The organism is Rheinheimera sp. SA_1 (assembly GCF_001669775.1).
Classification (GTDB): domain Bacteria; phylum Pseudomonadota; class Gammaproteobacteria; order Enterobacterales; family Alteromonadaceae; genus Pararheinheimera.
Map to the genome: position 1 here is coordinate 287,188 of NZ_LXWK01000011.1, position 24,529 is coordinate 311,716.

Annotated in this window: 17 protein-coding genes and 5 tRNA genes; 3 read left to right on the plus strand and 19 right to left on the minus strand. The window is 48.0% G+C overall.

The features are described 5' to 3' along the window. The first annotated feature begins 144 nt into the window (after positions 1 to 144). Positions 145 to 1,668 carry a cryptochrome/photolyase family protein gene (locus A5320_RS02430; protein WP_068060455.1) on the plus strand — a complete coding sequence of 508 codons (1,524 nt, stop codon included), beginning with the start codon at positions 145 to 147 and terminating at the stop codon, positions 1,666 to 1,668. A 96-nt stretch (positions 1,669 to 1,764) separates the two neighbouring features. Here the strand turns inward: A5320_RS02430 and A5320_RS02435 are convergent, their stop codons facing one another. The 8 genes from A5320_RS02435 to A5320_RS02475 all read right to left on the minus strand — a co-directional run bounded on the left by A5320_RS02435 (position 1,765) and on the right by A5320_RS02475 (position 11,241). Continuing rightward, positions 1,765 to 2,814 carry a M28 family peptidase gene (locus tag A5320_RS02435; RefSeq protein ID WP_082971489.1) on the minus strand — a complete coding sequence of 350 codons (1,050 nt, stop codon included), beginning with the start codon at positions 2,812 to 2,814 and terminating at the stop codon, positions 1,765 to 1,767. Next, positions 2,792 to 3,997 carry a tetratricopeptide repeat protein gene (locus A5320_RS02440; RefSeq protein WP_082971490.1) on the minus strand — a complete coding sequence of 402 codons (1,206 nt, stop codon included), beginning with the start codon at positions 3,995 to 3,997 and terminating at the stop codon, positions 2,792 to 2,794. The genes A5320_RS02435 and A5320_RS02440 overlap by 23 nt, the downstream gene beginning before the upstream one ends. 204 nt (positions 3,998 to 4,201) lie before the next feature. Then, positions 4,202 to 4,286, minus strand: a tRNA-Leu gene (locus tag A5320_RS02445). Positions 4,287 to 4,313: 27 nt separating this feature from the next. Then, positions 4,314 to 4,398: transfer RNA gene (locus A5320_RS02450), tRNA-Leu, on the minus strand. A gap of 225 nt (positions 4,399 to 4,623) precedes the next feature. After that, the gene (locus A5320_RS02455) at positions 4,624 to 5,577 is read right to left on the minus strand and encodes an isopenicillin N synthase family dioxygenase (protein WP_068060461.1); all 954 of its coding nucleotides are present in this window, start codon (positions 5,575 to 5,577) and stop codon (positions 4,624 to 4,626) included. A gap of 16 nt (positions 5,578 to 5,593) precedes the next feature. After that, positions 5,594 to 6,796, minus strand: coding sequence for a NupC/NupG family nucleoside CNT transporter (locus tag A5320_RS02460; protein ID WP_068060465.1), 1,203 nt, complete (start codon positions 6,794 to 6,796; stop codon positions 5,594 to 5,596). A gap of 399 nt (positions 6,797 to 7,195) precedes the next feature. Continuing rightward, positions 7,196 to 7,825, minus strand: a complete 630-nt coding sequence (gene udk, locus A5320_RS02465; RefSeq protein ID WP_068060468.1) for a uridine kinase — start codon at positions 7,823 to 7,825, stop codon at positions 7,196 to 7,198. Positions 7,826 to 8,076: 251 nt separating this feature from the next. Next, positions 8,077 to 11,241 carry a TonB-dependent receptor gene (locus A5320_RS02475; RefSeq protein WP_068060474.1) on the minus strand — a complete coding sequence of 1,055 codons (3,165 nt, stop codon included), beginning with the start codon at positions 11,239 to 11,241 and terminating at the stop codon, positions 8,077 to 8,079. Between the two features lie 427 nt (positions 11,242 to 11,668). On the opposite strand from A5320_RS02475, the gene A5320_RS02480 reads away from it, so the two are divergent. After that, positions 11,669 to 12,781, plus strand: a complete 1,113-nt coding sequence (locus A5320_RS02480; RefSeq protein ID WP_231916643.1) for an endonuclease/exonuclease/phosphatase family protein — start codon at positions 11,669 to 11,671, stop codon at positions 12,779 to 12,781. Positions 12,782 to 13,049: 268 nt separating this feature from the next. Here the strand turns inward: A5320_RS02480 and gpt are convergent, their stop codons facing one another. The 6 genes from gpt to A5320_RS02510 all read right to left on the minus strand — a co-directional run bounded on the left by gpt (position 13,050) and on the right by A5320_RS02510 (position 16,273). Continuing rightward, entirely contained in the window at positions 13,050 to 13,520 is a 471-nt protein-coding gene (gene gpt / locus A5320_RS02485; RefSeq protein WP_068060479.1) for a xanthine phosphoribosyltransferase, read from the minus strand. Positions 13,521 to 13,533: 13 nt separating this feature from the next. Next, on the minus strand, positions 13,534 to 14,235 hold the full coding sequence (deoD, locus tag A5320_RS02490) for a purine-nucleoside phosphorylase (RefSeq protein ID WP_068060482.1): 702 nt from the start codon (positions 14,233 to 14,235) through the stop codon (positions 13,534 to 13,536). A 102-nt stretch (positions 14,236 to 14,337) separates the two neighbouring features. Next, positions 14,338 to 15,558 (minus strand): phosphopentomutase, encoded by a 1,221-nt coding sequence (locus tag A5320_RS02495; protein WP_068060485.1) that lies wholly within the window; start codon positions 15,556 to 15,558, stop codon positions 14,338 to 14,340. A gap of 382 nt (positions 15,559 to 15,940) precedes the next feature. Then, positions 15,941 to 16,016, minus strand: a tRNA-Phe gene (locus A5320_RS02500). Between the two features lie 38 nt (positions 16,017 to 16,054). Continuing rightward, positions 16,055 to 16,130: transfer RNA gene (locus A5320_RS02505), tRNA-Thr, on the minus strand. A gap of 67 nt (positions 16,131 to 16,197) precedes the next feature. Beyond that, a tRNA-Phe gene (locus tag A5320_RS02510) sits at positions 16,198 to 16,273 on the minus strand. Positions 16,274 to 16,604: 331 nt separating this feature from the next. On the opposite strand from A5320_RS02510, the gene A5320_RS02515 reads away from it, so the two are divergent. After that, a complete protein-coding gene (locus tag A5320_RS02515) occupies positions 16,605 to 19,394 on the plus strand; it encodes a hybrid sensor histidine kinase/response regulator (protein ID WP_068060488.1) in 2,790 nt (929 codons plus the stop codon). A gap of 90 nt (positions 19,395 to 19,484) precedes the next feature. Here the strand turns inward: A5320_RS02515 and kdsA are convergent, their stop codons facing one another. From kdsA to prfA, 5 genes are all read right to left on the minus strand, one after another. Beyond that, a complete protein-coding gene (gene kdsA / locus A5320_RS02520) occupies positions 19,485 to 20,333 on the minus strand; it encodes a 3-deoxy-8-phosphooctulonate synthase (protein WP_068060491.1) in 849 nt (282 codons plus the stop codon). 35 nt (positions 20,334 to 20,368) lie between these two features. Continuing rightward, positions 20,369 to 20,743 (minus strand): SirB2 family protein, encoded by a 375-nt coding sequence (locus tag A5320_RS02525; RefSeq protein ID WP_068060494.1) that lies wholly within the window; start codon positions 20,741 to 20,743, stop codon positions 20,369 to 20,371. Positions 20,744 to 20,853: 110 nt separating this feature from the next. Beyond that, entirely contained in the window at positions 20,854 to 22,407 is a 1,554-nt protein-coding gene (locus A5320_RS02530) for a DUF3369 domain-containing protein (RefSeq protein WP_068060497.1), read from the minus strand. Between the two features lie 131 nt (positions 22,408 to 22,538). Next, positions 22,539 to 23,417: a peptide chain release factor N(5)-glutamine methyltransferase gene (gene prmC, locus A5320_RS02535; protein WP_068060500.1), complete on the minus strand. Its 879-nt coding sequence runs from the start codon at positions 23,415 to 23,417 to the stop codon at positions 22,539 to 22,541. A 16-nt stretch (positions 23,418 to 23,433) separates the two neighbouring features. Further along, complete coding sequence (gene prfA, locus A5320_RS02540; protein WP_068060503.1) at positions 23,434 to 24,525, minus strand: peptide chain release factor 1; 1,092 nt, start codon at positions 24,523 to 24,525, stop codon at positions 23,434 to 23,436. Positions 24,526 to 24,529: the final 4 nt, after the last annotated feature.

Below are 24,529 nucleotides of genomic sequence, written 5' to 3' on the forward strand. Positions count from 1 at the left end.
TTGTAAATTTATTGATCATACCGCAGCAATGCCATACAGCAGCTCACCACGCCTGCAGCAGATTTACAGCCAGCCATTGATCCTGTGGCTTGGCTTGGGCGTAACCATGTTATCTGACGAATGTGAACAATGTGCAGCAGCTTGATGTCAAAACTGATTCTGATTTTAGGTGATCAATTAAGTCCGGTCATTGCCAGTTTGCGGCAATGGCAACCGGGGGATGTGGTGTTGTTGGCCGAAGTGCAGGCTGAAGCCAGTTATGTTGGTCATCATCAGCATAAAATTGTGCTTATTTTCAGCGCGATGCGCCACTTTGCCGCAGTGCTGCTACAACAGGGTATGCAGGTTGAGTACATTGATTACAACCAGCGTATTGCCTCGCTGTATGAAGCGGTGGCGATAACACTGCAACGCCAGCCACAGTTGCAGTCGGTGATTGTAACTGCTGCTGGCGAATTCCGGCTGGCGCAGGAGATCCAAAGCTGGCAGGCCCGTTTGGAAAAGCCGGTGGTGGTGCTTGATGACGATCGGTTTATTGCCAGTTTGGCGCTATTTAACCGGTGGGCACAGGGCCGCAGCCAATACCGGATGGAATATTTCTACCGCGAGATGCGGCGTTACACCGGGCTATTAATGAATGGCACCGAGCCTGCTGGCGGCAAATGGAATTATGATATAGAGAATCGCAAACCCTGCCCGGCCGAATTGGCGGTGCCTGCGCCGGTCGCCATTGATCCCGATGACATTACCCAGGCGGTGATCAATTTAGTCCGCAGTGAATTTCCAAAAAATATCGGCGATGCCGGTAATTTTGCTTTAGCCGTTACTGGCAAGGACGCCAGGGCGGCATTTTCTGACTTTGTCGTACATCAATTACCACTGTTTGGCCAGTACCAGGATGCGATGGTGCTGGACCAACCGTTTTTGTTTCACAGCATCTGCTCCATGTATCTCAACATTGGTTTGTTAGATGTGCGCTGGATGTGCCAAAAAGTCGAGCAAGCTTATCAGGCCGGCCAGGTCCCGCTGAACGCTGCTGAAGGTTATATCCGCCAATTGATTGGCTGGCGTGAATATGTCCGGGGTTTGTATTGGTTGCTGATGCCAGAGTACAAAACCCGTAACTTTTTTAACGCGCAAACGCCGTTACCTGGTTATTACTGGCACGGCAAGACCAAGATGCGCTGCATGCAACAAGCCATCGGGCATACCATCAAATACGCATACTCGCATCATATACACCGTTTGATGATTACCGGCAATTTTGCGCTACTGGCCGGGCTTTCGGTGGATGATGTAACGGATTGGTACCTGGCGGTGTATGCCGATGCCTTTGAATGGGTCGAATTGCCGAATACCCTTGGCATGGCATTGTTTGCCGACGGCGGTGTGCTCGCTTCAAAACCTTATGCTGCCAGTGGTAACTATATTCAGCGGATGAGCAACTACTGCAGTAGTTGTCATTACAAGGTGAAAGAAACCACCAGTGAACTGGCTTGCCCTTTTAACGCCTTGTACTGGGATTTTCTGGCGCGTAATGCGACAAAACTCACCAGCAATGCCCGATTGCAACTGGCTTACCAGCAATGGCATCGAAAAGACGAAACGCAGCAGGCGGCCATTCAGAAAAAAGCAGCGGAACTATTGATCCACCTGGAACAACTTTGACTGCGGTTTGAGGCACAAGCTGGGTGTTTTGTACTTTGCGTAATGGCTTTGGGCTTTTTAGCACAGGGTCTTCAGGCCGCTGCACCTTGCTGTCTGTCAGTGTGAACGCCGCGCTTCGATAAACACAGCCGGCGGCTGCTGCTCAACCCAGTGCACACTGCTGTGGATTAACTGCAACGCACTTTGGAAAAACTCCTTGTTTACCCGTTGCCAGTCATCGTCCGGAGTATGGTAATGCCGATGCACATCAACGCCAAAATACAGATATGGAATACCGGCGCGACGGAACACGGCATGGTCACTGGCATTGGACCAGTCAACCTGCTCTGAGCGGTCACCGGAACTTCTCGCAGCTCCTACACGACTGCTGCCATCATGACCCAGCACCAGTTTGACTTTGGCATGTTGTCGTGTCGGAATATTACTCAGCGCTGGCAAACTACGTTTTCCCGCCAAATACAGGCGCTGACGTTGTTCACCGCGACTAATCATGTCGAGGTTAATGTTTAAGAGCTGCTGCGTGCTGGGTACCAGTGATTGATCCAGCCAGGCTTTGGCGCCATCTAATCCTTGTTCTTCAGCATCAGTAGCCACAAAAATGTAAGAATATGCCGGGCAACTTTGACTGAGTTTACCTGCAAGATAGAGCATGCCAGCCACACCGGAAGCGTTATCATCAGCACCGTTAAATATTTTGGAACCGACCATCTTCAGGTGATCATAATGTGCGGTAACCACCACATAAGAATCTGGAAAAGTACAGCCCCTGAGCTGCGCCACCAGATTCACCCCCGCTGACTGGCTGAAAAAGCCACTTTTATACTGAAATGGCTGTCGGTAATCTGCCAGTAACGGCTGCAGTTTTAATTCACCTAACCGTCTGGAAATATACTGCTGCGCCAGCTGATGGCCGTCGCTGCCCGGAAAACGGCCGGCCATGTCATCAGACGATAACCGCTGTAAATCTTGCCAGGCCTGATTCAATAACTGCTCGTCGGCATTTATTGACGGCGCGGCAATGACAGGCAATACCGACATCACCACGACACACCATAACCGCAGCCTCTGGATCAGACCGGGCATGTTATGCCGTAATTGCCATACCAACCCGACGCGCTGATCACTATACTTGCTTGGCAATCGCATTTAACAAATCCAGTTTTGATTGATAACGACGCCGCTCTGGCCCCGGCTCAACGTATTTCTTCGCCGACTGCAGATAACGCGAAGCTGAGGTCAGATCACCTTTCAGCAAATAAACCCGCGCCATCCCAAACAGGGCTTCTGGCGTGTTCGGTTGTAATTTTAAACTTTGCCGAAAATGGCGCAACGCCACATCTGCTTCCCGACGCTCATAAGCTTCGTTACCAAGCATCACAAAATAAAATGGGTTTGCCAAACGCTTTTTAGAAACTTTATCTTCTAAATCAGCTGCTTGTCTATCGCGTCCGGTTAACTGGTACAACATCGCCAGATTCGCCATGGTATTAGAATGATTCGGTTCCAGCGCCAGACTGTGCAAATACACCAGCTCCGCTTCTGCCAGCAGTTGCTTATGCCGGTAAAGCACGGCCAGATTGTTCCAATTGCCTGACAATTCCGGAGCCGTGCGGATTGCCGCTTTAAGGTACTGATAGGCCAGATCGTAATTTTTACTTACGATGGCATCAGCCGCTTTATTGTTATAAAACATTGAGATAACTGCATTGCGGCCGACTTCGGTAGTGCGGAGTTTCGTTCTGGAAGGCACCCGGTCGAAATCAATCAGGTAACTGTGGCGACGATAGACAATATGCCCGACCCCGGCGAATTTTGAATCCGGATTGACCACCAGATTGACATGACCATTCAGCAGGCTGCTACCAGAGCGGGTAATCCAATACTCGGGTACATCAACATCCTGAAATCTGGAGTCAAAACCCAAAGCATGCGCCAGACTATACGCCAAGATGGTTAACGACAGACAATTAGCCTGACGTTTCTCGAGGGTGTCACTGGCGATTAAGGTGGCAGAATTAACATACTCCAACATATCAGAGCCATCATTGAAGATGAAGCGTAACAAGGCTCTGCTGCGGTCGAATGGATCACCATACAGCAACACTTGTTGGCGTAGTTCAGACACCACCTTTTCGGGTACCGCGAAAATTTGCTCCGGAGTTTCAATCGCTGCTGTAGGCGTGCCAAATTGATCATCGACAAACAGCCCGGAGTTAAGGGCATTAGGAGTAGTTTGACGGGGGGAATTCTGGCAACCAGTCAGCAACAACAGCGCCAATACAACTGGCAACCAAAGTCCGCATGAGTGCAAAGAAAAATTGTGGTTCATACATCACCTCAATCTGAAAACGATTCAAATGAAGTGTATACCCTGTTCGCAGTTCCAGCTGCTGTGTTACAGCCACTGTTTTGTCACAAAATTTTACCGGCTGGACTGAATTCAGGACATGTGCGCAAAGGCCGGCGACTGCTGGGAGTGTGGTGATTCAGTGAATTTCAGATACAAAAAAACCAGCTAAAAAGCTGGTTAATTTGGTGCCTAGGGGGGGACTCGAACCCCCACGCCGCGAAGCGCTAACACCTGAAGCTAGTGTGTCTACCAATTCCACCACCGAGGCATGTGTTCTGTTTTTTCGTCTGCGACTTGGTGCCTAGGGGGGGACTCGAACCCCCACGCCGCGAAGCGCTAACACCTGAAGCTAGTGTGTCTACCAATTCCACCACCGAGGCATATGCCGCCGACGCCGTGCATATTATGCGGCGACTGCGATGCCGTCAACCAGTGAATGCAAAATTTCCGCTATTTTCCAGTTGATTGTTTAAATGATCAGCAATTTAGCGCCTTGATCCCATCAAAACAAAACAGGCCAGCCGGATTAGTGGCTGGCCTGAAATTTTGAAGCTGATTTTAGATATAGATTGCGCCTGATTGACCGGGTTATGGCTGCTTCAGGATCAATATTTTGGCTTTTTCAACAAACCAATTTCTTCTAAGCGTTGCATCAGATAATCGTTGGAATTTATTGGTTCCGGGTAACGATTTGGATTTTGCGCACTGATACAGCTTGGCAGCGTTTCAATCACATAATCCGGGTTTGGATGCATAAAAAACGGGATCGAATACCGCGGCTGACCCGCTGCTGCGCCCGCCGGATTCACCACCCGGTGGGTCGTTGATGGCAGCAGGTGGTTAGTCAGACGTTGCAGCATATCGCCGATATTTACCACTATCGTACCTTCGATGGTGGTCACCGGTAACCAGCTGCCGTCACGGCGCAAAATTTCCAGCCCTGACTCGTGCGAGCCCACTAATAACGTGATCAGGTTAATATCTTCATGCTGACCAGCGCGAATAGACTGCGTAGACGTATCCGCAATTGGCGGATAATGAATCGGCCGCAAAATTGAATTGCCGTAATTCACTTTATCGGCGAAGTAACTTTGGTCCTGCTGTAAAAACAGCGCCAAAGCTTCTAACACCTGACAGCCGAGGTTTTGCAGCGACTCGTACAGCGCCGAAGTGGCCTGTTTAAATTCAGGCACTTCTACTGGCCACACATTCGGGTACAGGCTTGGATGCGGCGCCGGACCATCGAGTTCACGACCAACATGCCAGAACTCTTTTAAATCCGGGTGCTTGCTGTCTTTGGCTTTCTCAACACCAATGGCGGTATAACCACGCGCCCCGCCCTGACCAGGCTGATGGTAGTGCGCTTTGACTTCAGTCGGCAACGCGAAAAATTGCTTAATCGCTTGGTAGGTTTTGGCGACCACCTCATCCGGAATGCCGTGGCCACTGATGCCACAGAATCCAAACTCAGTGTAGGCCTTGCCAATTTCGGCAACAAAGTTGTCTTTGTCGGTGGCAAACCGTCTGATATCTAAAGTTGGGACTTGTTGTTGAGTCATAAAATAGACCTGTTTCTTAGCTTAGAGAGAAGAAAAAGCCTGCAATTGCCGCGGACATTAAATTCGCTAATGTCGCTGCAAACAGTGCTTTTAAACCCAGCTGTGCAATATCCGGCCGACGACTTGGCGCCATGCTGCCAAGACCACCCAACAGGATGGCAATCGACGAGAAGTTTGCAAAGCCACATAACGCAAAGGTTACGATTATTTGCGTGTGCTCAGAGAGCTTGCCTTCCTGCACATACTTGACGAAGTCCAGGTAAGCCACGAATTCATTGATCACCAGTTTTTGACCGATAAAACTACCGGCTAACCGTGCTTCTTCCCAGCTGACGCCAAGGATAAATGCCAGTGGCTGGAATATATAACCAAAAATCAGCTGCAGGGTTAAACCTTCGATGCCAACCAGCGCGCCGCCCCAGCCGACAATGCCATTAATTAAAGCAATCAAACCAACAAATGCCAGTAACATCGCACCAACGTTTAAAGCCAGCATTAAACCGCTGGCTGCGCCTGAAGCTGCGGCATCAATCACGTTGGTACTTCTTTCGACGGTCTCAATTTCGTTCAGGTGGTTTTTTGGCTGTTCAGTTTCAGGGATCAACATTTTCGCCATCAGCAAACCACCAGGTGCTGCCATAAAACTGGCGGCAATCAGGTATTTCATTTCAATACCCAATAAAGCATAACCAGCCAGTACTGAGCCTGCCACTGAAGCAAGACCACCTACCATCACTGCAAACAGCTCAGAGCGGGTCATCGTTGGAATAAATGGTTTTACAATCAATGGCGCTTCGGTTTGACCAACAAAAATGTTGCCTGCCGCACTCATCGATTCTGGCCGGCTGATGCCGAGTAATTTCTGCAGTCCACCACCGATGATGCCAATCACAAATTTCATCACGCCGATGTGATATAGCACGGCAATCAAAGATGAAAAGAAAATAATGACGGTCAACACATTGATCGCAAAAACAAATCGACCCATATCACCGAACAAAAATTTAATGCCTTCATTGGCGTATGCAATCACATTGCTGACTGCAGCTGACACACTGATCAGCACGTCTTTGCCAAAGGGTATGTACAACACAAAAGCACCAATGGCCATTTGAATGGCAAAAGCGCCACCAACGGTACGCCATTTAATCTGACTTTTGTGCGCAGACGCCAAATAGGCGACTAATAAGATGGCAAAGATGCCAACTAAACTCATCATATTGATTTTCCTTGGATCTTGGTCCGCATAGGCTGCAGGATTATTGTTCTAGTGATGCCGAATTCCTAGGATAGCACCAAAAGATCAAGTAGTTACAGTTTCGAAGCGGGAGGCTCAAAGCTGAAGTGCTTTGGCTGATGATTGCTTGTCTGGGGTTGTCTAAACTTGAAGTTTTGCGACTCGATTATAACAGAAAAGATCAGCTTGAAAAGAGCCTAAATTAACTGTCGCTAAACCTACGAATTTACAAAAATTAACTTTTTAATTTCATAAGCTTGAGATAAAAAAACCGGCAAAATGCCGGTTCTAAAAAAGGAGTTGGAACGAATAATTAGTCGCTGCTTATGCGACACGTCAACCAAAATGTTCACATCAGCTGCGTATCGCCACTCAACATCCTCAAGCCAATAAAGCGCGAATTTTTGCCTTCATAATATCAATGGCAATTTCGTTTTTGCCACCACGTGTCACCACCAAATCAGCATATTGTTTGGATGGCGAAATAAACTCAAAAAATGCCGGGCGCACGTAGTTTTCATATTGTTCGGTAATAGAAACTAAAGTCCGGCCACGGTCTTCCAAATCACGCTTGATTCGGCGCAGTAAACAGACATCCAATGGCGTATCCATAAACACCGTAATATTAAACTGTTCGCGTAACCGCGCATCAGTTAACAATAAAATCCCTTCAACCAAAATGACTTTGGCCGGTTGGACTTTGATGGTTTCGTTTTTGCGGGTGTGGGTTTTATAACAATATTGCGGCATCTCCACCGCCTTGCCTTCGCGCAGTTGCTGCAGATGCGCGGCCAATAATTCATGTTCAAATGCGGCAGGATGGTCGTAGTTGGTCAGCACCCGCTGCTCCATCGACAAATGATCCTGATTACGATAATAGGCATCCTCTGCCAGCACGGAAATCCGCTCTCCACCAAATTCAGCAACAAGTTCCTGATAAACGGTTGATGCAAATAAACTTTTACCTGATGCAGAAGCACCGGCAATTGCAATGATGGTAGGTTTAGCCACGGTTCGATTCTTATATGAGGTAATGACGGTTAATTATCGCCAATTTATCCGGAATTAGAAATAACAAATATGCGCAAATGCTGTAACAGCGGCAATTGGCACAAAGTTTTGGCGGAAAAGCAGTCAAAGCTGCAATACAGTTTGCCTGGTCGTCGCTGATGCTTGTGCCGGTGGCTGGAACTTCCATCTGCCAACGCAAAAAAAACGCCAGTACAAAGACTGGCGTTTTTTACACATCAAACAGCTTTAGATTAGAAGTTGTAGCTTACGCCCAACTTGATCCGCCACGTTGATTTTTCTGGGTAGAATTTATCCCAGTTGCGTTGGTTCGACGTGATGTTGTTGTAGATATATTGATTTGTAGCTTGGTCTAACGTGAAGTCAGCCAAAGTTACATCACCAAAATCATCGCCGTATTGTTTACCTTTGCTGCTGTCGATCAGGTTTAACAGGTTCTCTACGTTGAAGTAGATAGTCCCTTTATGGCCTTCAGCAAAACCTGGCACTTCCTGACGTACAGATAAATCAAGTGTGTTGATCCAAGGAGTCGTTGACACGCCTTTTGGCAGGTATTGACCCTGATATTTATCCAGACCTAACTGCTCAACACGTTGCCAGAATGAAGCTTCTGCAGCTGGGTTGGCAAATTTAACCACTGTCTGATCGCCTTTCTTCGGAATAAACGGCAGGAAGTAGTTGTTGGTGGTACCTGGGCTTAACTGAATTGACGGGTTCGTCGCCGGGTTAGTACCGTTGAAGTCAGAGATGCCTAACAAGTAGTTGATTGGCTTGCCTGAACGACGTTCAAACCACAGGTTAACGTTGGTAGCATAACCAGAGAACAGCTCGGTTTCATAACCAAAGTTCACCACAAAACGGTGTTCAGTTTCGAAAGTTGAACGACCAACGATAGATTCGTTGCGGTTGATAACCGGGTTATTACCGTAGTTACTACCAGCAGTTGAACTGGTCGCCGGAGCACCTTCAGTAATATCCTGATTGGTGTAAGACGTCGTTACCGAAATACCAGTTTCCCAGTTTTTGCTCAGCATGGTGCTGAAAATCTTCGAACGACCGTCATCGTCGGCATTGGTTAACATAATGTCAACTACGCCATCGGTATCACGATAAATTTTACGCTGACCATCCGGTGTGGTGCCAATTTGCTCAGAGGCCAGAATACTGACATCACGCCACTGTGCACTGTCTTGCTTCTTCACGTACAGTAATTCTGTGGTCCAGTTGATGTCATCACCAATCAACGGCAGACTGAAGATGTAATCAGCACCTAACAGAACACGCCAGTCAGACGGCAGATTGAAGTTTGGATCCACCAGGTTGGTGTTACCACCTGTTGTTACACCAGCAACTGCATTTTTCAGAGCTTGTGGCACTTCAGTAATTTTCACGCCAGTCAGGTTGCTCAGTGAACGATCACCGGTTCCGATACCAACGTTTGAGTAGCTGTTTGAAATCCAGACTGTTGGTTGACCACCAGAGAAACGACCCACACCACCACGCAGCGTTAAATCATCAGTTGCCGTGTATTTAAAGCCGGCACGTGGCAGGAAAATGTCGATACCATCTAAGTTTTCGGTATTGTCAAAACCAGTACGTGCTAACGAGAAGGCGTTTAATGCCGGTTTGTCGCTAGAGCCTAAACGCTCATAACGTAAACCGAAATTCACAGCTAAATCATCGGTCAGCGACCATTCGTCATTGACGAATAAGGCATGCTCGTCACGAACAAATGCTGCAGCTGCATCATTGGCGTCATGGCTGATGGCATTTTGATAACGAACAGATTGGGCAATCTGGTTCTGGAAGTTAGCAATGCTGCTGAAGCTGTACTGACCTTTGGTCCGTTGCAGGAACAGGTTGAAAATATCCAGACGCTTGAACTGATAACCGAAGTTGATGCGGTGTTCATCCATCAGATAGTCGCCTTCAGCGGCTAAAATCCAGGTTTTCTTCTTCAGATCGTTAGCATGGCGAGAAATATCGCTACCCAAAGCGATAGTTGCTGTCTGGGTGCCTGTACCGTTAAAACGTGGTACTAACACTGACACGTCACCAAAATCAGACAAAGATTTCTGTACAGTCGCAACATCCATATAAGTGGCGCTTAACTGGGTAGAAAAGTCTGAAGTCCAATCTGAATACAGTTGGAAGGCGTGGTTATTTAAAGTTTCTTCTTTGTTGTACCAGTTAGACGATAAACGCATGGTAGTCGTTGAAGACAGGTTACCTTGCGTCTGGTTGCCTTTGTTGTACTGGTAGGTATAAGCAGCACGGTGTTCGTCAGAAATGTTCCAGTCCAGCTTGATTAACAGCTTTTCGTCAGTTTCTTCCGGGATCACATTCCAGTCACCGGCGTCAACGCCGTAGACTGTTTTGGCGATATTCACCACTTGATCGATTTGAGCTTGCGTTACTAACGAGGCATTCGCCAGACTGTTCGAAAGACCAGACGGACCCCATTCCAGTGGTGGCGTCGCATCGTACTGCTCGGCAGAAATAAAGAAGAACAGTTTATCCTGAACAACTGCACCGCCTAAAGTGGCACCAAACAGTTTGTTGTCAAACGTTAATGGCTGTTCACCCTTAGGGTTGGCTGCGGTAGTCGCAAAACGGTTTTCCGGAGTACCAGCCAGGCTGTCGTTTTTAATTTCGTATTTAAAGGAGCCAAACATTTCGTTGGCACCAGATTTGGTCACCGCGTTGATTTGGCCGCCCTGGAAACCACCGGCTTTAGCACTGAAAGGTGCCACGTCAATCGTAACCTGATCCAGCGCATCAAAAGAGATTGGTGAACGTGTAGTTGGGTAACCGTTGGCATTCAAACCAAAATCATCGTTCTGGGAAATACCATCAATGCTGATGCTGTTAAAACGTGGGTTGCTACCCGCAACACTTAATTCACCGTCTTTTGCCGACAATACTGCCATCGGGTTGTTTTTAACGATATCTTTTAAATCGTTGTTAAAACTTGGAGCATTCTTAATGTCATCCGCGCCGAAATAGCTGCTGCTGCCGTTGGTGCCGCTGGCAACCACAGCACCAGTCACAGCAATACGCTCGACGTTTTCAGCTTGTAATTGTTTATTTAACTGGAAAGTGTCACCCAGTTGCAGATAGATGTCTTCAACGGTTTCATCTGCATAAGTTTCTGAGTCAACGATAATTTTATAAGGGCCGCCAACACGTAAACCAGCAGCAACAAAGCTACCTGAATCATTGGTGGTCACAGTACGGCTGGTGCCTGAAGGCACGTGCAGAATGATTACTTTAGTGCCTGCGGCAGGTGCGCCTTCAGGGTTTGAAATCCGACCGCGAACTGCTGATGAAGTATCAGCCATCGCATAGCTTGAACTCAAGGCCACGGCAACGGCCATAGCAATATGTCTCATTTTCATATCTGTTTTCACCCGGTAGTTGTAGGTTTTCTCGAACCCTGATTAAAGCCAAATCTTGTTTTAAGTTTGGGAGACAAGCTTAACGCAGTAACATTACGTTTTTCTTACATTAGAAATTGACCTTAAATATTTTTCAGGTCAGATGAACTAACCTTTTAGTTTATGGTCAACGCGCTTGTTGTCAAACGAGTGTAACATATCAGACCAGAAATATGCAGGCACTCTAATTAAGTTTGATTAAAATTTCGCTGCAATTTGTTGCTAAAATCAGCAATCTAGCCATCTAATTGCAATATATCTGGGGTATAACCGCCATTCTGGTTATGCTCAACGCTAAAGTACTCGTCAACATCTACCCTGGAATTTTGTTATGAATCGTTCCGCCATACTATTGGCTATGCTCCCTGTTTGGTTTGGAGGTTTTTCGGTGACTGCAACTGAGTTAACTGTCGCAACCTTTAATGTAAGCATGGAAGCGGAAAACTATGTCGATAAAAGTGCCCCTATTGGCCCGGATGTGCTGGCGACTTTGCTGAAAAAAGGCGATCACCCGCAAATTCGTAATATTGCCGCGATCATTCAGCAAGTTCAGCCGGATATTATTCTGCTGAACGAATTTGACTATATCGCTGACCCTGCCAAAGGTGTGCAGTTGTTTATCGACAACTACCTGACAAAACCACAACAAGGTGGCACGCCACAGCTTTATCCTTATCACTATTACAGCACTGTGAATACCGGCCAGCCGAGTGGCTTTGACTTAAATAACGATGGTCAGATCAATACACCGGGCGAAGATGCCTGGGGATTTGGTAAATATCCGGGCCAATACGGTATGGTGTTGTTGTCGAAGTTCCCGATTGATCAGCAAAACATCCGTACTTTTCAGCATTTTAAATGGAAAGACCTGCCGGGGCACAAAGTCACCAGCAAAGCTGATGGTAGCCCATGGTTCAGTGCTGAAGCCTGGCAACAAATGCCGTTATCCAGTAAATCGCATTGGGATGTGCCTGTCACCATCAATGGCAAAACGTTACACATTCTAGCCAGTCACCCAACTCCACCGGTGTTTGATGGCGCAGAAAACCGCAACGGCAACCGCAATCACGATGAAGTGAAGTTTTGGGTTGATTACCTGTCGGGTCAATCTTATATGGTGGATGATCAAGGCAAAACTGGTGGTTATGCTGCCAAAGCGCCATTTGTGATTGTCGGTGATTTGAATTCATCTCCAAATGAAGGTGATGCGTTTCGTGATGCAATTCAGGCGTTAACCCAACACAAATTGATCAATAGCGACTTTACCCCACAAAGCAAAGGCGGCAGCCTACACTCTCCGGATAAACCACATGGCGCCAGTCATACCGCCGGTTGGCGGATGCGCGCCGACTATGTCTTACCTGCTAAAAATGGCCTGAAATATCTGAGTAGCGGCGTGTTTTGGCCAGCTCCGGGAGAAGCACTGCATGAAGTGGTGAATAGCCGGGGTTCAAGCTCGGATCACCGGTTGGTGTGGGTGAAGTTGCAGCTTCCTGAATAGGTTGCATTTAATATTTGATGACGACCCAAATGAAAAAAGCAGCGAATGTGAAGTGACCCCCACTAGTTGGACATTCCAATTACTGGGGGTCTTTTTATACCCAAAATCATTGGAGATGCGGGTAGGCGACTAGAGAGTGAGGCTGGAGCGCCAGCCCGGCCCGGAGCATAGTTGTCCTATGTGACTGGCCGCGCTGGCGTTCCAGTCGGACTGACGCTTCAGCGAACGAGCGACGGCAACAACCCCGCATCTTCAAGGATGAAGGGTCTCATTGCTCCGCAAGCGGCGCGCTGTAGGCCAGCTCCATATCCCAGGGCAACTGGATCCAGGTGTCCTGTTCAATATCAGTCACATATTTATCAACCAGCGGTTTGCCCTGTGGTTTGGCATAGACTGTCACAAAACAAGCCAGTGGAAAGTGTTCGCGCAACGCTTTGGCTGTTTCGCCGGTATCGACCAAATCGTCCACAATCAATAACTTCGGGCTATCCTGCAACGCAGCATCTTTTAAAATCTTCAACTCACGTTGTTGATCATGGTCGTAACTCGACACACAAATACTGTCAACGACCCGGATATTCAGCTCACGCGCCAAAATGGCTGCCGGGACTAAACCACCACGGCTGACTGCGACAATACTGTCGAACTCGCCGTTTAAGCACATTTTCGCCAGTTCCTTGGTCGCGCGGTGAAACGCTTCCCAGGATACATAAAACATTTTGTTGGTGGTCAATGACATGCTGGTTCTCCGGTTATGCCAGGGCTAAGGCAATTTCAACCATTTCGTTAAAGCTGGTTTGACGCTCGTCCGGGCTTAATGATTCACCGGTACGGATATGATCCGACACTGTCATAATCGCCAGCGCATTGATGCCATACTCGGCGGCAACGCCGTATAAACCGGCCGCTTCCATCTCGACACCCAAAATTCCATATTTTTCAAGGGTATCAAACAGTTGTGCGTCCGGATTGTAAAACAGATCTGAGGTAAACACGTTACCCACTTTCACGCCGATATTTTTGGCACGGGCAGCAGCAACGGCACGTTCTAACAACTCAAAACTGGCCAGCGCCGCAAAATCCATGCCCTGCAAGCGGTTACGGTTCACCGCAGAATCGGTGCTGGCACCCATTGCGACCACGACTTCCCGAACTTTGACTGATAACGGTAAACCACCACAAGAACCAATACGGATGATATTTTTCACACCGTAATATTTAACCAGTTCAGTGGCATAAATCGACATCGATGGCACGCCCATGCCTGAGCCCATCACGCTGACCGGTTTACCCTGATATTTACCGGTAAAACCGTACATGTTGCGTACAGTGTTGACGCAAACTACGTCCGTTAAAAAAGTGTCGGCGATGTGCTTGGCGCGCAGTGGATCACCTGGCATTAAAACCGTTTCGGCAAAAGCGCCAACGTCGGCGTGAATATGAGGAGTAGTCATCTGAAATCTCTTTTCGTTAAAAAATAAGTCGTTAAAAAATACGTCGTTAATTGCACCGTCGAACTATCAAAAGTCGAAGCGCAACAAGTCTTACATAATCAGTTATTCATTCTTCAACTTGGTCAGGCTTAAGAAAGATTCACCATAAGCCAGCGGTGCCAAACCAAAAAACTCGGCCAGCGTCTGCCCCATATCGGCGAACGTCTTCCGTTCACCTAGGTTTACCGGCGCAACTTTAGGGCCACTAAACAATACCGGCACGTATTCGCGGGTATGCTCGGTACCGATCCAGGTCGGATCGCAACCATGATCGGCGGTCATCAGCAACACTGAATCAGGCCCAAGCGCGGCGGTCAGCTCCGGCAAACGGCTGTCAAAATATTCCAGCGCTTCGCCATAACCAATCGCATCACGGCGATGGCCATAGTTCTGATCAAAATCGACTAAATTGGTAAAAATCAGACTGCGATCCGGCGCCGCGGCATATTCCAGCAAGGTTTTATCAACCAGCGCCGCCAGACCATTGGCTTTCACCTCTTTGCTAACCCCTTGATGGGCATAAATATCAGCGATTTTACCGATACTCACCACAGTGCCACCACTTTCAGTCAGTTTATCCAACAAGGTTGGCGCTGGTGGTAACACTGAATAATCACGGCGATTACCTGTACGGGCATAATTGTCAGGTGCATCGCCCAGAAATGGTCGCGCAATCACCCGGCCGATATTGTAGGGATCTAACAATTCACGGGCGATTTCGCAAAACTGGTACAGCCGTTCCAAACCAAAATGCTGTTCATGCGCCGCCACCTGAAACACGCTGTCGGCCGAGGTATAACAAATCGGCAAGCCGGTGGTGACATGTTCATCGCCTAAGCGGACCAAGATATCGGTACCGGAAGCATGGCAATTACCAAGAATACCGGCGACACCTGCCCGAGCGCATAACTCGTCAATTAACTCTTTCGGAAAACTCTGATTTTTGGCGTGGAAATAGCCCCAGTCAAACAACACCGGTACCCCGGCGATTTCCCAGTGACCACTTGGTGTGTCTTTGCCGCTGGAAAGCTCCGCAGCACAACCATAAGCACCGGCGACCGGTTCATGGTCGGCGACTGCTGCCATTTCTGACGATGCGGTAAAAGCGGCTTTGACCAGACCGAGTCTGGCCAAATTAGGTAACGCCAGTTGGCGGCCTTTTGCTTTGGCAAAGGCGCGGGCAATACTGGTAAATGTGTTGGCACCCGTGTCGCCAAATTTGTCTGCATCCGGTGCACTGCCAATGCCAAAACTATCCAACACCAGAATGATTGCTTTTGTCATTTTTCTACCTCAGCCAGGAGATCTGATTTAATCCCCGGCAATTGACGGAGCACAGAGTCTGTTATTAACCATAGCTCAGCCACATCAGGCAGCGAGCACCGCAAAATCAACAGCTCAAAAAACCAGCAATTCAACAAAAAATAAAAAGGGCACGCAGCTTAGAACGAATTTATTCAATTAGCAATAACTGAATCAAGCTGCTCATCAACCACTAACATTACTGAAAAAAAATTAACTGAACCTGGCAAATTGCTCTCTTTAAAAGTGGCAAAAGCAGCGCTGTGGAATTCGGAACTTTAAGATAACTAAGGGTGATGTATATACTTTTAAAGTTAATTTTTCAGAAAAAAAAGGCCAGTCTGTTGACTGGCCTTTCTTAGAGTGGTGCCCAGAGGCGGAATCGAACCACCGACACGCGGATTTTCAATCCGCTGCTCTACCGACTGAGCTATCTGGGCAAAACTGGTCTTCATTGTACTTTATATCAGTACATAAATGGTGCCGCTTATCCGAGTCGAACGGATGACCTACTGATTACAAGTCAGTTGCTCTACCAACTGAGCTAAAGCGGCTTTGTTCAATGAAGAGAACACTGTAGTGAACTGATAACGAAGGGAAATCAACACACCATAAAATTTATGGTGCCCAGAGGCGGAATCGAACCACCGACACGCGGATTTTCAATCCGCTGCTCTACCGACTGAGCTATCTGGGCAACGGGGGGTATTAAACGGATTTTGCCCTGGCAAGTCAACTTTTTTTTGCCAGTTCTGCACTGACAGCCTAGAACTTGAGCAAACTGCTGCTTTTTCAGCATATCTACCGCTATTTCATCTAACAATAACTTGCGTTGCTTGTCTGATCACAGGCTACGCCAACAGGATGGCCGGCGATATAAAATCAACGATCTGACACAAGTGACTAAAGTCTCTCAGCGGATTAAAGATAACTAATTGATTAAAAACTGATAAAAGACTGGAGCCCCGCCTTAAAACCGTTAGAATTAAATTTATGGTTATTTTGTAATCTCTCGGGTCGGTTCTGACATGGAAAAATCGTCTTTTGCTCCCCCACTGTTTCGGCGGCTGGCGTTATTGGCGCTGTTGATTGTATTGCTGCAAGCAGGGTTAAGTCTGACCGTCAGTTACTTCGAGCAGAAACCTGACACCGGTCAGTTGCAACAACAGCAATTAAAACAACAGCTATCAGTACTTACCGGCGCCATCATGCCGATGTTGTCACTGGATCGTTGGGAAGACACCAGCCCGCTGCTGGACTTACTGAACAGCCAGCAAGCCAACAGCGCAGCATATCTATACCGATTGCAGCAGGATAATCCGTTACTGGTTGCACACACCCAAGGTTTACCGGGTTTTGACCCGGCTGTCGCACTAACTCAGCCAAAACAACAAACTGGTTTTCTGGTGGAAGTGCAACCACTGCAGGTCGATGGCAGCACTGTCGGCAGCCTGATGCTGGTTCGCCAGCTTGAAACTTTGAACCTGCAGCCGCTGTTGTGGCAAACTTTGCTGATTGCCGGGCTGGCATTGCTGCTAGCCTGGGCACTCGCCCATCAATTAAACCGTTTTTTCCATCAGCACATTGATCAACTCAATCAGGATATCCAATCAACCATTTCCCTCGGCCAGTACACCGGCAGTGTCAGTGGTCGTGATGGTTTTGCAGAACTTGCGCATCAAATCAATCGCTTATTTAAAATAATCGCCGGCTCGCAAAAAGAACTTAAGGCATCTGAATCCAACATTCAGCAATTAAAACAAGAAGTTGAAACCCGCATTAAAGAGCGTACCGATGCTTTTGAATCCGCGAAAATAACGGCTGAAAAAGCGAATGAAGCTAAATCGACCTTTTTGGCGACGATGAGCCATGAAATCCGCACACCAATGAACGGTATTATCGGCACCATTGATTTACTGCGCAAAACCCCGCTTGCCACTGCGCAATTCCGGATGACTGATACCATCCGGGAATCGTCATTTTCACTGCTGCGGATCCTGGACGACATTCTGGACTTCTCGAAAATTGAAGCCGGAAAATTAGAGCTGGAAGCCATTCCACTGTCGTTGGTGGATATAGTGGAAGCGGTTGGCCGTATTCTGATTTCGATGGCTTATCAGCGTCAAATTGACTTAAAAATCTATATTGATCCAAGGATCCCGGATGGTTTGATCGGCGATCCGGTGCGCTTGCGGCAAATTCTGTACAACCTGGCCGGCAATGCGATTAAATTTACTCAAACCACGGCCGGCAAAGTGGGCTTAGTACAAATTCGTGCTGATTTGATTGATGAAAATATGGAGTTTTCACAGATACAACTCAGCGTCATTGATAATGGCAAGGGCATGACTCAGCGTCAGATGCACTTTGTGTTTCAACCCTTTAGCCAGGCTGAAGGTTCAATTACCCGCAAGTATGGTGGCACCGGTCTGGGCTTATCGATTTGTCAGCGCTTAACAGCACTGATGTATGGCGATATTGAATTACAAAGTGAAGTGGGCAAAGGCACTGAATTTAAAGTGCAGTTACCGATGCGCCGCTCGGAGGAAATGCAGCAGATTTCAACACAATTGCTGGCCGATTTAATGATCAAAGTGTACTCCAGTGACCCTTATAACCTGGAATCAATGTGCAGTTATTTAAAGTATGCCGGTGCACAGGTGGAAGCGATTGCCAATCTGGAACAACTGCAACAAAAAATTACGATTCCAGTCAACAGGTTACCGGCTGCAGAGCCGGTGATCTGGCTGCTGGACGCAACTTATCAGCAACTTGCACAAACCGTGCTGGATCAACTTTTCGCGGAGCCAGCGCAGCAGCCCAGCAGTTTTGTGGTGCTCACCAATTTGCCGGAATTATCAGATAACAGCGATCAGCGCATTAGTTATTTACATAGCGCGCCGATTTGCCGTAGTCATTTATACGATGCGATTTTAGTCACCGCCAAACGTAAAATCAGACCTTCCCAAAGCGCCAAAACCGGTTTGGGTATTGCAACCGCCATGAGCATTGAAGAAGCGAAGCAACAAGGCAAACTTATTCTGCTTGCTGAAGATAACCTGATGAATCAAAAAGTGATTGTCGACCAACTGCATGCCCTTGGTTATGCAGTTGAAGTGGCGGACGATGGCGCACTGGCGCTGGATAAATGGCGACAGTACCGATACCCGCTGCTGCTGACCGATTTACATATGCCGAATATGAGTGGTTATGATTTGGCGGCAGCTGTGCGTAAAGAAGCGCTGCAATACGACGATGATGACAGCCAATTCACCCGGATTGTGGCGGTCACCGCCAACGCCTTAAAAGGCGAAGAACAAAAATGCCTGAGTGTCGGTATGGATGGCTACATTACCAAACCAATCGAACTTGAAGCCTTACAGGCGATGCTGCAACGCTGGTTGCCGCTGCCGGTTGCCACGGATACGCTGGCCAAAGTGACCGCAGTCGCAAGCAGCAAAACAGCGGTCGCCGAAGCCAAAGCAACGTCGCCCATTTGTTTTACTACCATCGCCAATTTTCTCGGTAATGACCCGGCTAAACATGAAGAATATCTGAATTACTTTGTCAGTCATGCCGCGGAACTGCTCGATAACATTGAGCAACAAGCCCATCACCAGCAAAGTCAGGCGGTACATTCAATTGCTCATCAGTTTAAGTCGGTAGCAAAAAGTGTCGGGGCACTGCAAATTTCGGAAGTGGCGTTTAAGCTCGAACGCGCCAGTGAAGAAGGTGACTGGGCGTTGATACAGACTTATATCGATGATTTAAATCAGAAATATCAGGATGTGGTGAGTTACGTACAGCAACGGTATTAAAGGCTTATCCACGATTTTGAAGGGTTTACCAACAACTCACTGCGCCAATCCAGCAACCAGGTCTGGCGCAGTGTGATCACAAGCGGTTACTTAGCTGGCTGAAGTATCCAGCGGTGGGAAACTCTTCACCAAATCATCCAACGCTTTCATTTGCACCAAATAAGGCTCCAGTTTATCCAGCGATAACGCACAAGGACCGTCACATTTGGCTTCATTTGGATTTGGATGGGCTTCAATAAACAACCCCGCCAGCCCCAATGCCATCCCAGAACGCGCTAATTGCGCTGCCTGAGCGCGGCGACCATCAGCTGAATCAGTCCGGCCACCCGGTTTTTGCAACGCGTGTGTCGCATCAAAAATTACCGGTGCATATTGCTTCATTTCATCCATGCCCAACATATCAACCACCAGGTTGTTGTAACCAAAGCTGGAACCTCGTTCACATAAAATCACTTGCTCGTTACCGGCTTCGCGGAACTTGGTGATGATATGGCGCATTTCATGCGGCGCTAAAAACTGTGGTTTCTTGACGTTAATCACTGCACCGGTGTTGGCCATCGCTATCACTAAATCGGTTTGCCGCGCTAAAAATGCCGGCAATTGAATGACATCCACCACCTCAGCCACCGGTGCCGCCTGATACGGCTCGTGCACATCGGTGATCAGCGGAATATCAAATGTATTTTTAATTTCTTCAAAAATCCGCAGACCAGCTTCCATCCCAGGGCCACGATAAGAATGCACCGATGAGCGGTTGGCTTTATCAAAGGACGCTTTAAACACATAAGGAATGCCCAGCTTCTGGCAGACAGTGACATAATGCTCGGCAACCCGCATCGCCATATCACGTGATTCCAGCACATTCATGCCACCGAACAGCACAAAAGGTTTGTCGTTGGCGACTTCAAGCGCACCAACTTTTATGATTTGAGTGGCCATCGGGCCTCCTGCATACAAAGAATAAGAATAAGATTTCAGCTAAAAAATACCGGTGTTTTGGTGATCGCAACTTTCACCACCAACACCAGCCAACCCAACGCACCGACAAAGGCAAACACCCGCAAAGTTGTGGTGCGGCCTTTAAACGCCATCACACCGAGCGCAATATATGCCAACACGCCAAATAATTTTTCCGTCAGCCAAGGGTTCACAAAAGGATATTGCTGAATAGTCAGCATCAAGCCAATGGCAGACGCCAACAGCAAAGTATCCACCACATGCGGGGCAATTTTCAGAAACTTGCGTTGCAATAACTCGGAGCCGCGCAGCGACAACACAAAACGTAAGATCAGCAGCGACAGACTAATTGCCACCAACATTAAATGGGTATGTTTTAAAGCCATATACATAAAATTGGTTCTCTTATTCAATTGAAAAAATGGATTGGATCCAAAACAAACCGTCAGACCGGATCCACATCATGAAACAAAACAGCCACCCGCAGGTGGCTGTTGCCGGATTAATCTTCGTCCGGGTATTTTTGCAGGATTGCCTCTATCTTGTCGACCCTGCTTTTCAGTATTTCCACCAATGCCGGTTCAAATTGTTTGCCAGACTCGCTGATAATGTGCGCCAACGCCGCTTCCGGCGTCCAGGGCGATTTATAGCAACGACGATGGCGCAGTGCATCATACACATCTGCCATGGCGGCTATCCGACCGTAAACATGAATATCTTCTGCCGATTTCCCCGCCGGATAACCGGTGCCATCCCATTTTTCATGATGATCGCGGGCGATAATCGCACCAGCCTGAATGATGGCTCTTTTGGAATTTTTTAAAATTTCATAACCAATGCTGGAATGGGTTTTCATCACTTCCCACTCATGTTCCTGTAATTTCATTGGTTTATTTAAAATACCATCCGGAATACCCACTTTACCCACATCATGCAGCGGTGAGGCAAACATCAGCTTTTCGGCCTCGGTGTCCGGCAAACCGTAGGCTTTGGCCAAATCGTAGCAAATAAAGGCCACTCGTTTGACATGGTTGCCGGTTTCAATCGAACGCTGCTCAACCGCTTCACTTAACCGATAAACAATTTCGCGCTGGGTATCTTCAATTTCATGCTGTAACTGCACGTTTTCGTAGGCGATCTGCACATTTTGCGAAAACAGTTCGATCAACCGTTTTTGGTTGTCATTCACCAGATTAGGTAAACCCGACACATATAATAACGACCCATGAGTAAATTTACTGGTGCAATAGGCCACTAAATAATTATCACGGTAGACAATACTGCGACTATGCAGCGCCTGGTGAAATGCATCCATCAGAATTGGATCCAGCACCGATGATACCGACTGCCCTTCTTTATGCTCAAATTCACCGAGACCAGCAAACACCACCAGCTCGTCCGGATCCTGATTTTCATGCACATTACCGGCAACTAAACTCGACGTGACCAACAGTGCGTTGTCGTTACAGCCCAGAATGGAGGTCAGTTGTTGCAATACGCCATCGATAAATTGTTCCATCGAATGCGCTGAAAACAAATCAGCCGATGCGGTAATGATTTTTTCCAGACCCTGACGGCTGGCATCAATCGACAAAATGTCGCGATAAGAGCGCAGGCTCGACATCACCACCGTAAATAACTTTTGCGCAGTGAGCTCAGTTTTGGATTTGTAGTCGTTGATATCATAATTCACAATCACCTGCCGCTCTGGCGCCTGACCAGGCTGACCGGTTCGCAAGATAATCCGGACATAATGGTTGTGTAATTCTTCGCGGATATAACGCGCGACTAACAAGCCCGCGTCATCGGTTTCCATCACCACATCGAGCAGCATAATGGCCGCATCTGGATGGGCTTCAATCATTTTTTTGGCTTCAGCACCAGAATAAGCACTGATAAATTCGAGGTTTTTACCCTGAAAGGAGAAATCGCTGAGTGCCAGTTTGGTCACTGCATGCACTTCCGGCTCATCATCGACAATTAAAACTTTCCAGCTGCCGTGATGTGTCGGTGGCAATTCTTCCGGCTCTTCTGCAAATAAAAAATCATTGGCCACGACCTGTCCCTCATGCTAACCAATTGAAGTAGTGTGATTAGTTATATGCGTTAAAAAGGATTCGGTCAAAGAATTGCGCTGCAGCGCAGCTGATTTTATTTCACGTAGTGACGGTTTTCTGGAAAAAATTTTTAGATAGGAGCTCGGAAACAGCCGCCGCTGATCCGCCATTGCCCTGCATAATCACGACGTGATGAAACTTCGGTAAAACCAGCCGCTTGCAGTAACTGCTGCACCGCATCCGCTTGCTGATAACCATGTTCCAGCCATAACCAGCCACCTTCGGTTAAAAATTCTGGCGCGTGTTGGCAAATATGCTGTAAATCTGCGAGGCCAGCCATGGGAGCCACCAGCGCGGATAAAGGCTCAAACTTAACGTCACCTTGTTGTAAATGCGGATCCAGAGCATCGATATAAGGCGGGTTACTTAAAATCAGATCGAAGCGTTGGCCGGCTAAAGCACTAAACCAGTCACTTTGGCCAATCTGACAATTATGCAGTTGTAGTCGTTGCTGGTTGCGTAGCGCCAGTGCAACTGCATCAGCGTTAAAATCAACTGCAGTGACCTGCCAATCAAGTTTGGCTTTAGCTAATGCCAGCGCAATAGCACCGGTGCCGGTGCCCAAATCCAGAACTCTGGCGGTGGCTGGTAGCGCCAAAGAAAGCGCCTGTTCCACTAAAAGTTCGGTGTCAGGTCGTGGAATTAAGGTGCAAGGCGCCACTTCCAGTTCCAGATCCCAGAACCACCAACGACCGGTAATATAGGCAAGAGGCTCACCTTGCAAACGTCGTTGCAGCGCATCAGCCAATAAGGCTAGTTCAGCATGTGACAACAGATCATTCAAACGCAATTGCAAGGCGGTGGGGGTGATATCAAGTACATCGCCGAGCAAACGGCGGGCTTCCAGCCGGACATCACTAATCGCGACATCCAGTCCGGCCAGTGGCAACAAGGCTGCGGCAGTCTGTTGCAGCCACAGCGCGATGGTTAGCGGCGGATGGTCAGTCATCGCAGGCGCGTTGCCATTAACGGTTCTCTTCCGCCAGCGCCGCGAGCAAATCGGCCTGATGTTCGTTATTCAGCGGCCCAAGCACTAAATCCAGTTCCCCTTCCATCACTTCCAGCAAGCGGTAAATGGTCAGGTTGATGCGGTGATCCGTTAAACGACCTTGTGGGAAATTGTAAGTACGGATGCGCTCAGAGCGATCGCCAGAACCGACTAAAGAACGACGGGTCGATTCTTCAACTAACCGGCGTTTTTCATCTTCAGCGGCCTGAATACGCGATTGCAGCACGCTCATGGCGCGGGCACGGTTTTTATGTTGCGAACGTTCGTCCTGACATTCCACTACGATACCTGTTGGTAAGTGGGTGATCCGAATGGCCGAATCAGTCCGGTTAACGTGCTGACCACCGGCGCCTGAAGCGCGGAAAGTATCAACTTTTAAATCAGCCGGATTAATTTCAATCGCTTCACTTTCCGGCACTTCCGGCATAATGGCCACAGTACAGGCTGAGGTATGCACCCGCCCCTGCGATTCAGTGGCTGGAATACGTTGTACGCGGTGGCCACCGGATTCAAATTTAAAAGTACCGTAAGCGCCTTCGCCCTGTACGCTGGCGATGACTTCTTTATAACCGCCGTGTTCACCATCGTTGCTGCTGACAATTTCCACTTTCCAGCGTTTTTTCTCGCAGAATCGGCTGTACATCCGGAATACGTCACCGGCAAAAATAGCGGCTTCATCGCCACCGGCACCTGCCCGAATTTCCAGGAAACAGTTGTTATGATCGTTGGGATCTTTAGGCAGCAATAAAATCTGTAAATCCTGATCCAGCGTTTCAATGCGCTCTTTGCTGGATTTATATTCGTCCTGCGCCATTTCGCGCATTTCAGGATCGGAATCTTTCATCATGTCTTCAGCGCTGGCAAAATCGTCCTGCGCCTGACGATAATCAAAAAACGCCTGAGCAATTGGCTCTAACTGACTGTATTCTTTGGAGAGTTCCCGAAAGCGACTCTGATCAGAAATAACTCCAGCGTCGCTGAGCAACGCCTGCACTTCTTCATAACGTTCGACCAGACCTTCGAGTTTACGATAAACCGTTTCTTTCATGGGG

Coding starts and splice junctions, on each gene's coding strand:
- A5320_RS02460 (WP_068060465.1), bottom strand. CDS start 6,796: ATGATGAGTTTAGTTGGCATCTTTGCCATCTTATTAGTCGCCTATTTG.
- A5320_RS02515 (WP_068060488.1), top strand. CDS start 16,605: ATGGAAAAATCGTCTTTTGCTCCCCCACTGTTTCGGCGGCTGGCGTTA.
- gpt (WP_068060479.1), bottom strand. CDS start 13,520: ATGTCATTGACCACCAACAAAATGTTTTATGTATCCTGGGAAGCGTTT.
- deoD (WP_068060482.1), bottom strand. CDS start 14,235: ATGACTACTCCTCATATTCACGCCGACGTTGGCGCTTTTGCCGAAACG.
- A5320_RS02455 (WP_068060461.1), bottom strand. CDS start 5,577: ATGACTCAACAACAAGTCCCAACTTTAGATATCAGACGGTTTGCCACC.
- prmC (WP_068060500.1), bottom strand. CDS start 23,417: ATGACTGACCATCCGCCGCTAACCATCGCGCTGTGGCTGCAACAGACT.
- A5320_RS02525 (WP_068060494.1), bottom strand. CDS start 20,743: ATGTATATGGCTTTAAAACATACCCATTTAATGTTGGTGGCAATTAGT.
- A5320_RS02430 (WP_068060455.1), top strand. CDS start 145: ATGTCAAAACTGATTCTGATTTTAGGTGATCAATTAAGTCCGGTCATT.
- A5320_RS02495 (WP_068060485.1), bottom strand. CDS start 15,558: ATGACAAAAGCAATCATTCTGGTGTTGGATAGTTTTGGCATTGGCAGT.
- A5320_RS02440 (WP_082971490.1), bottom strand. CDS start 3,997: ATGAACCACAATTTTTCTTTGCACTCATGCGGACTTTGGTTGCCAGTT.
- A5320_RS02435 (WP_082971489.1), bottom strand. CDS start 2,814: ATGCGATTGCCAAGCAAGTATAGTGATCAGCGCGTCGGGTTGGTATGG.
- kdsA (WP_068060491.1), bottom strand. CDS start 20,333: ATGGCCACTCAAATCATAAAAGTTGGTGCGCTTGAAGTCGCCAACGAC.
- prfA (WP_068060503.1), bottom strand. CDS start 24,525: ATGAAAGAAACGGTTTATCGTAAACTCGAAGGTCTGGTCGAACGTTAT.
- A5320_RS02475 (WP_068060474.1), bottom strand. CDS start 11,241: ATGAAAATGAGACATATTGCTATGGCCGTTGCCGTGGCCTTGAGTTCA.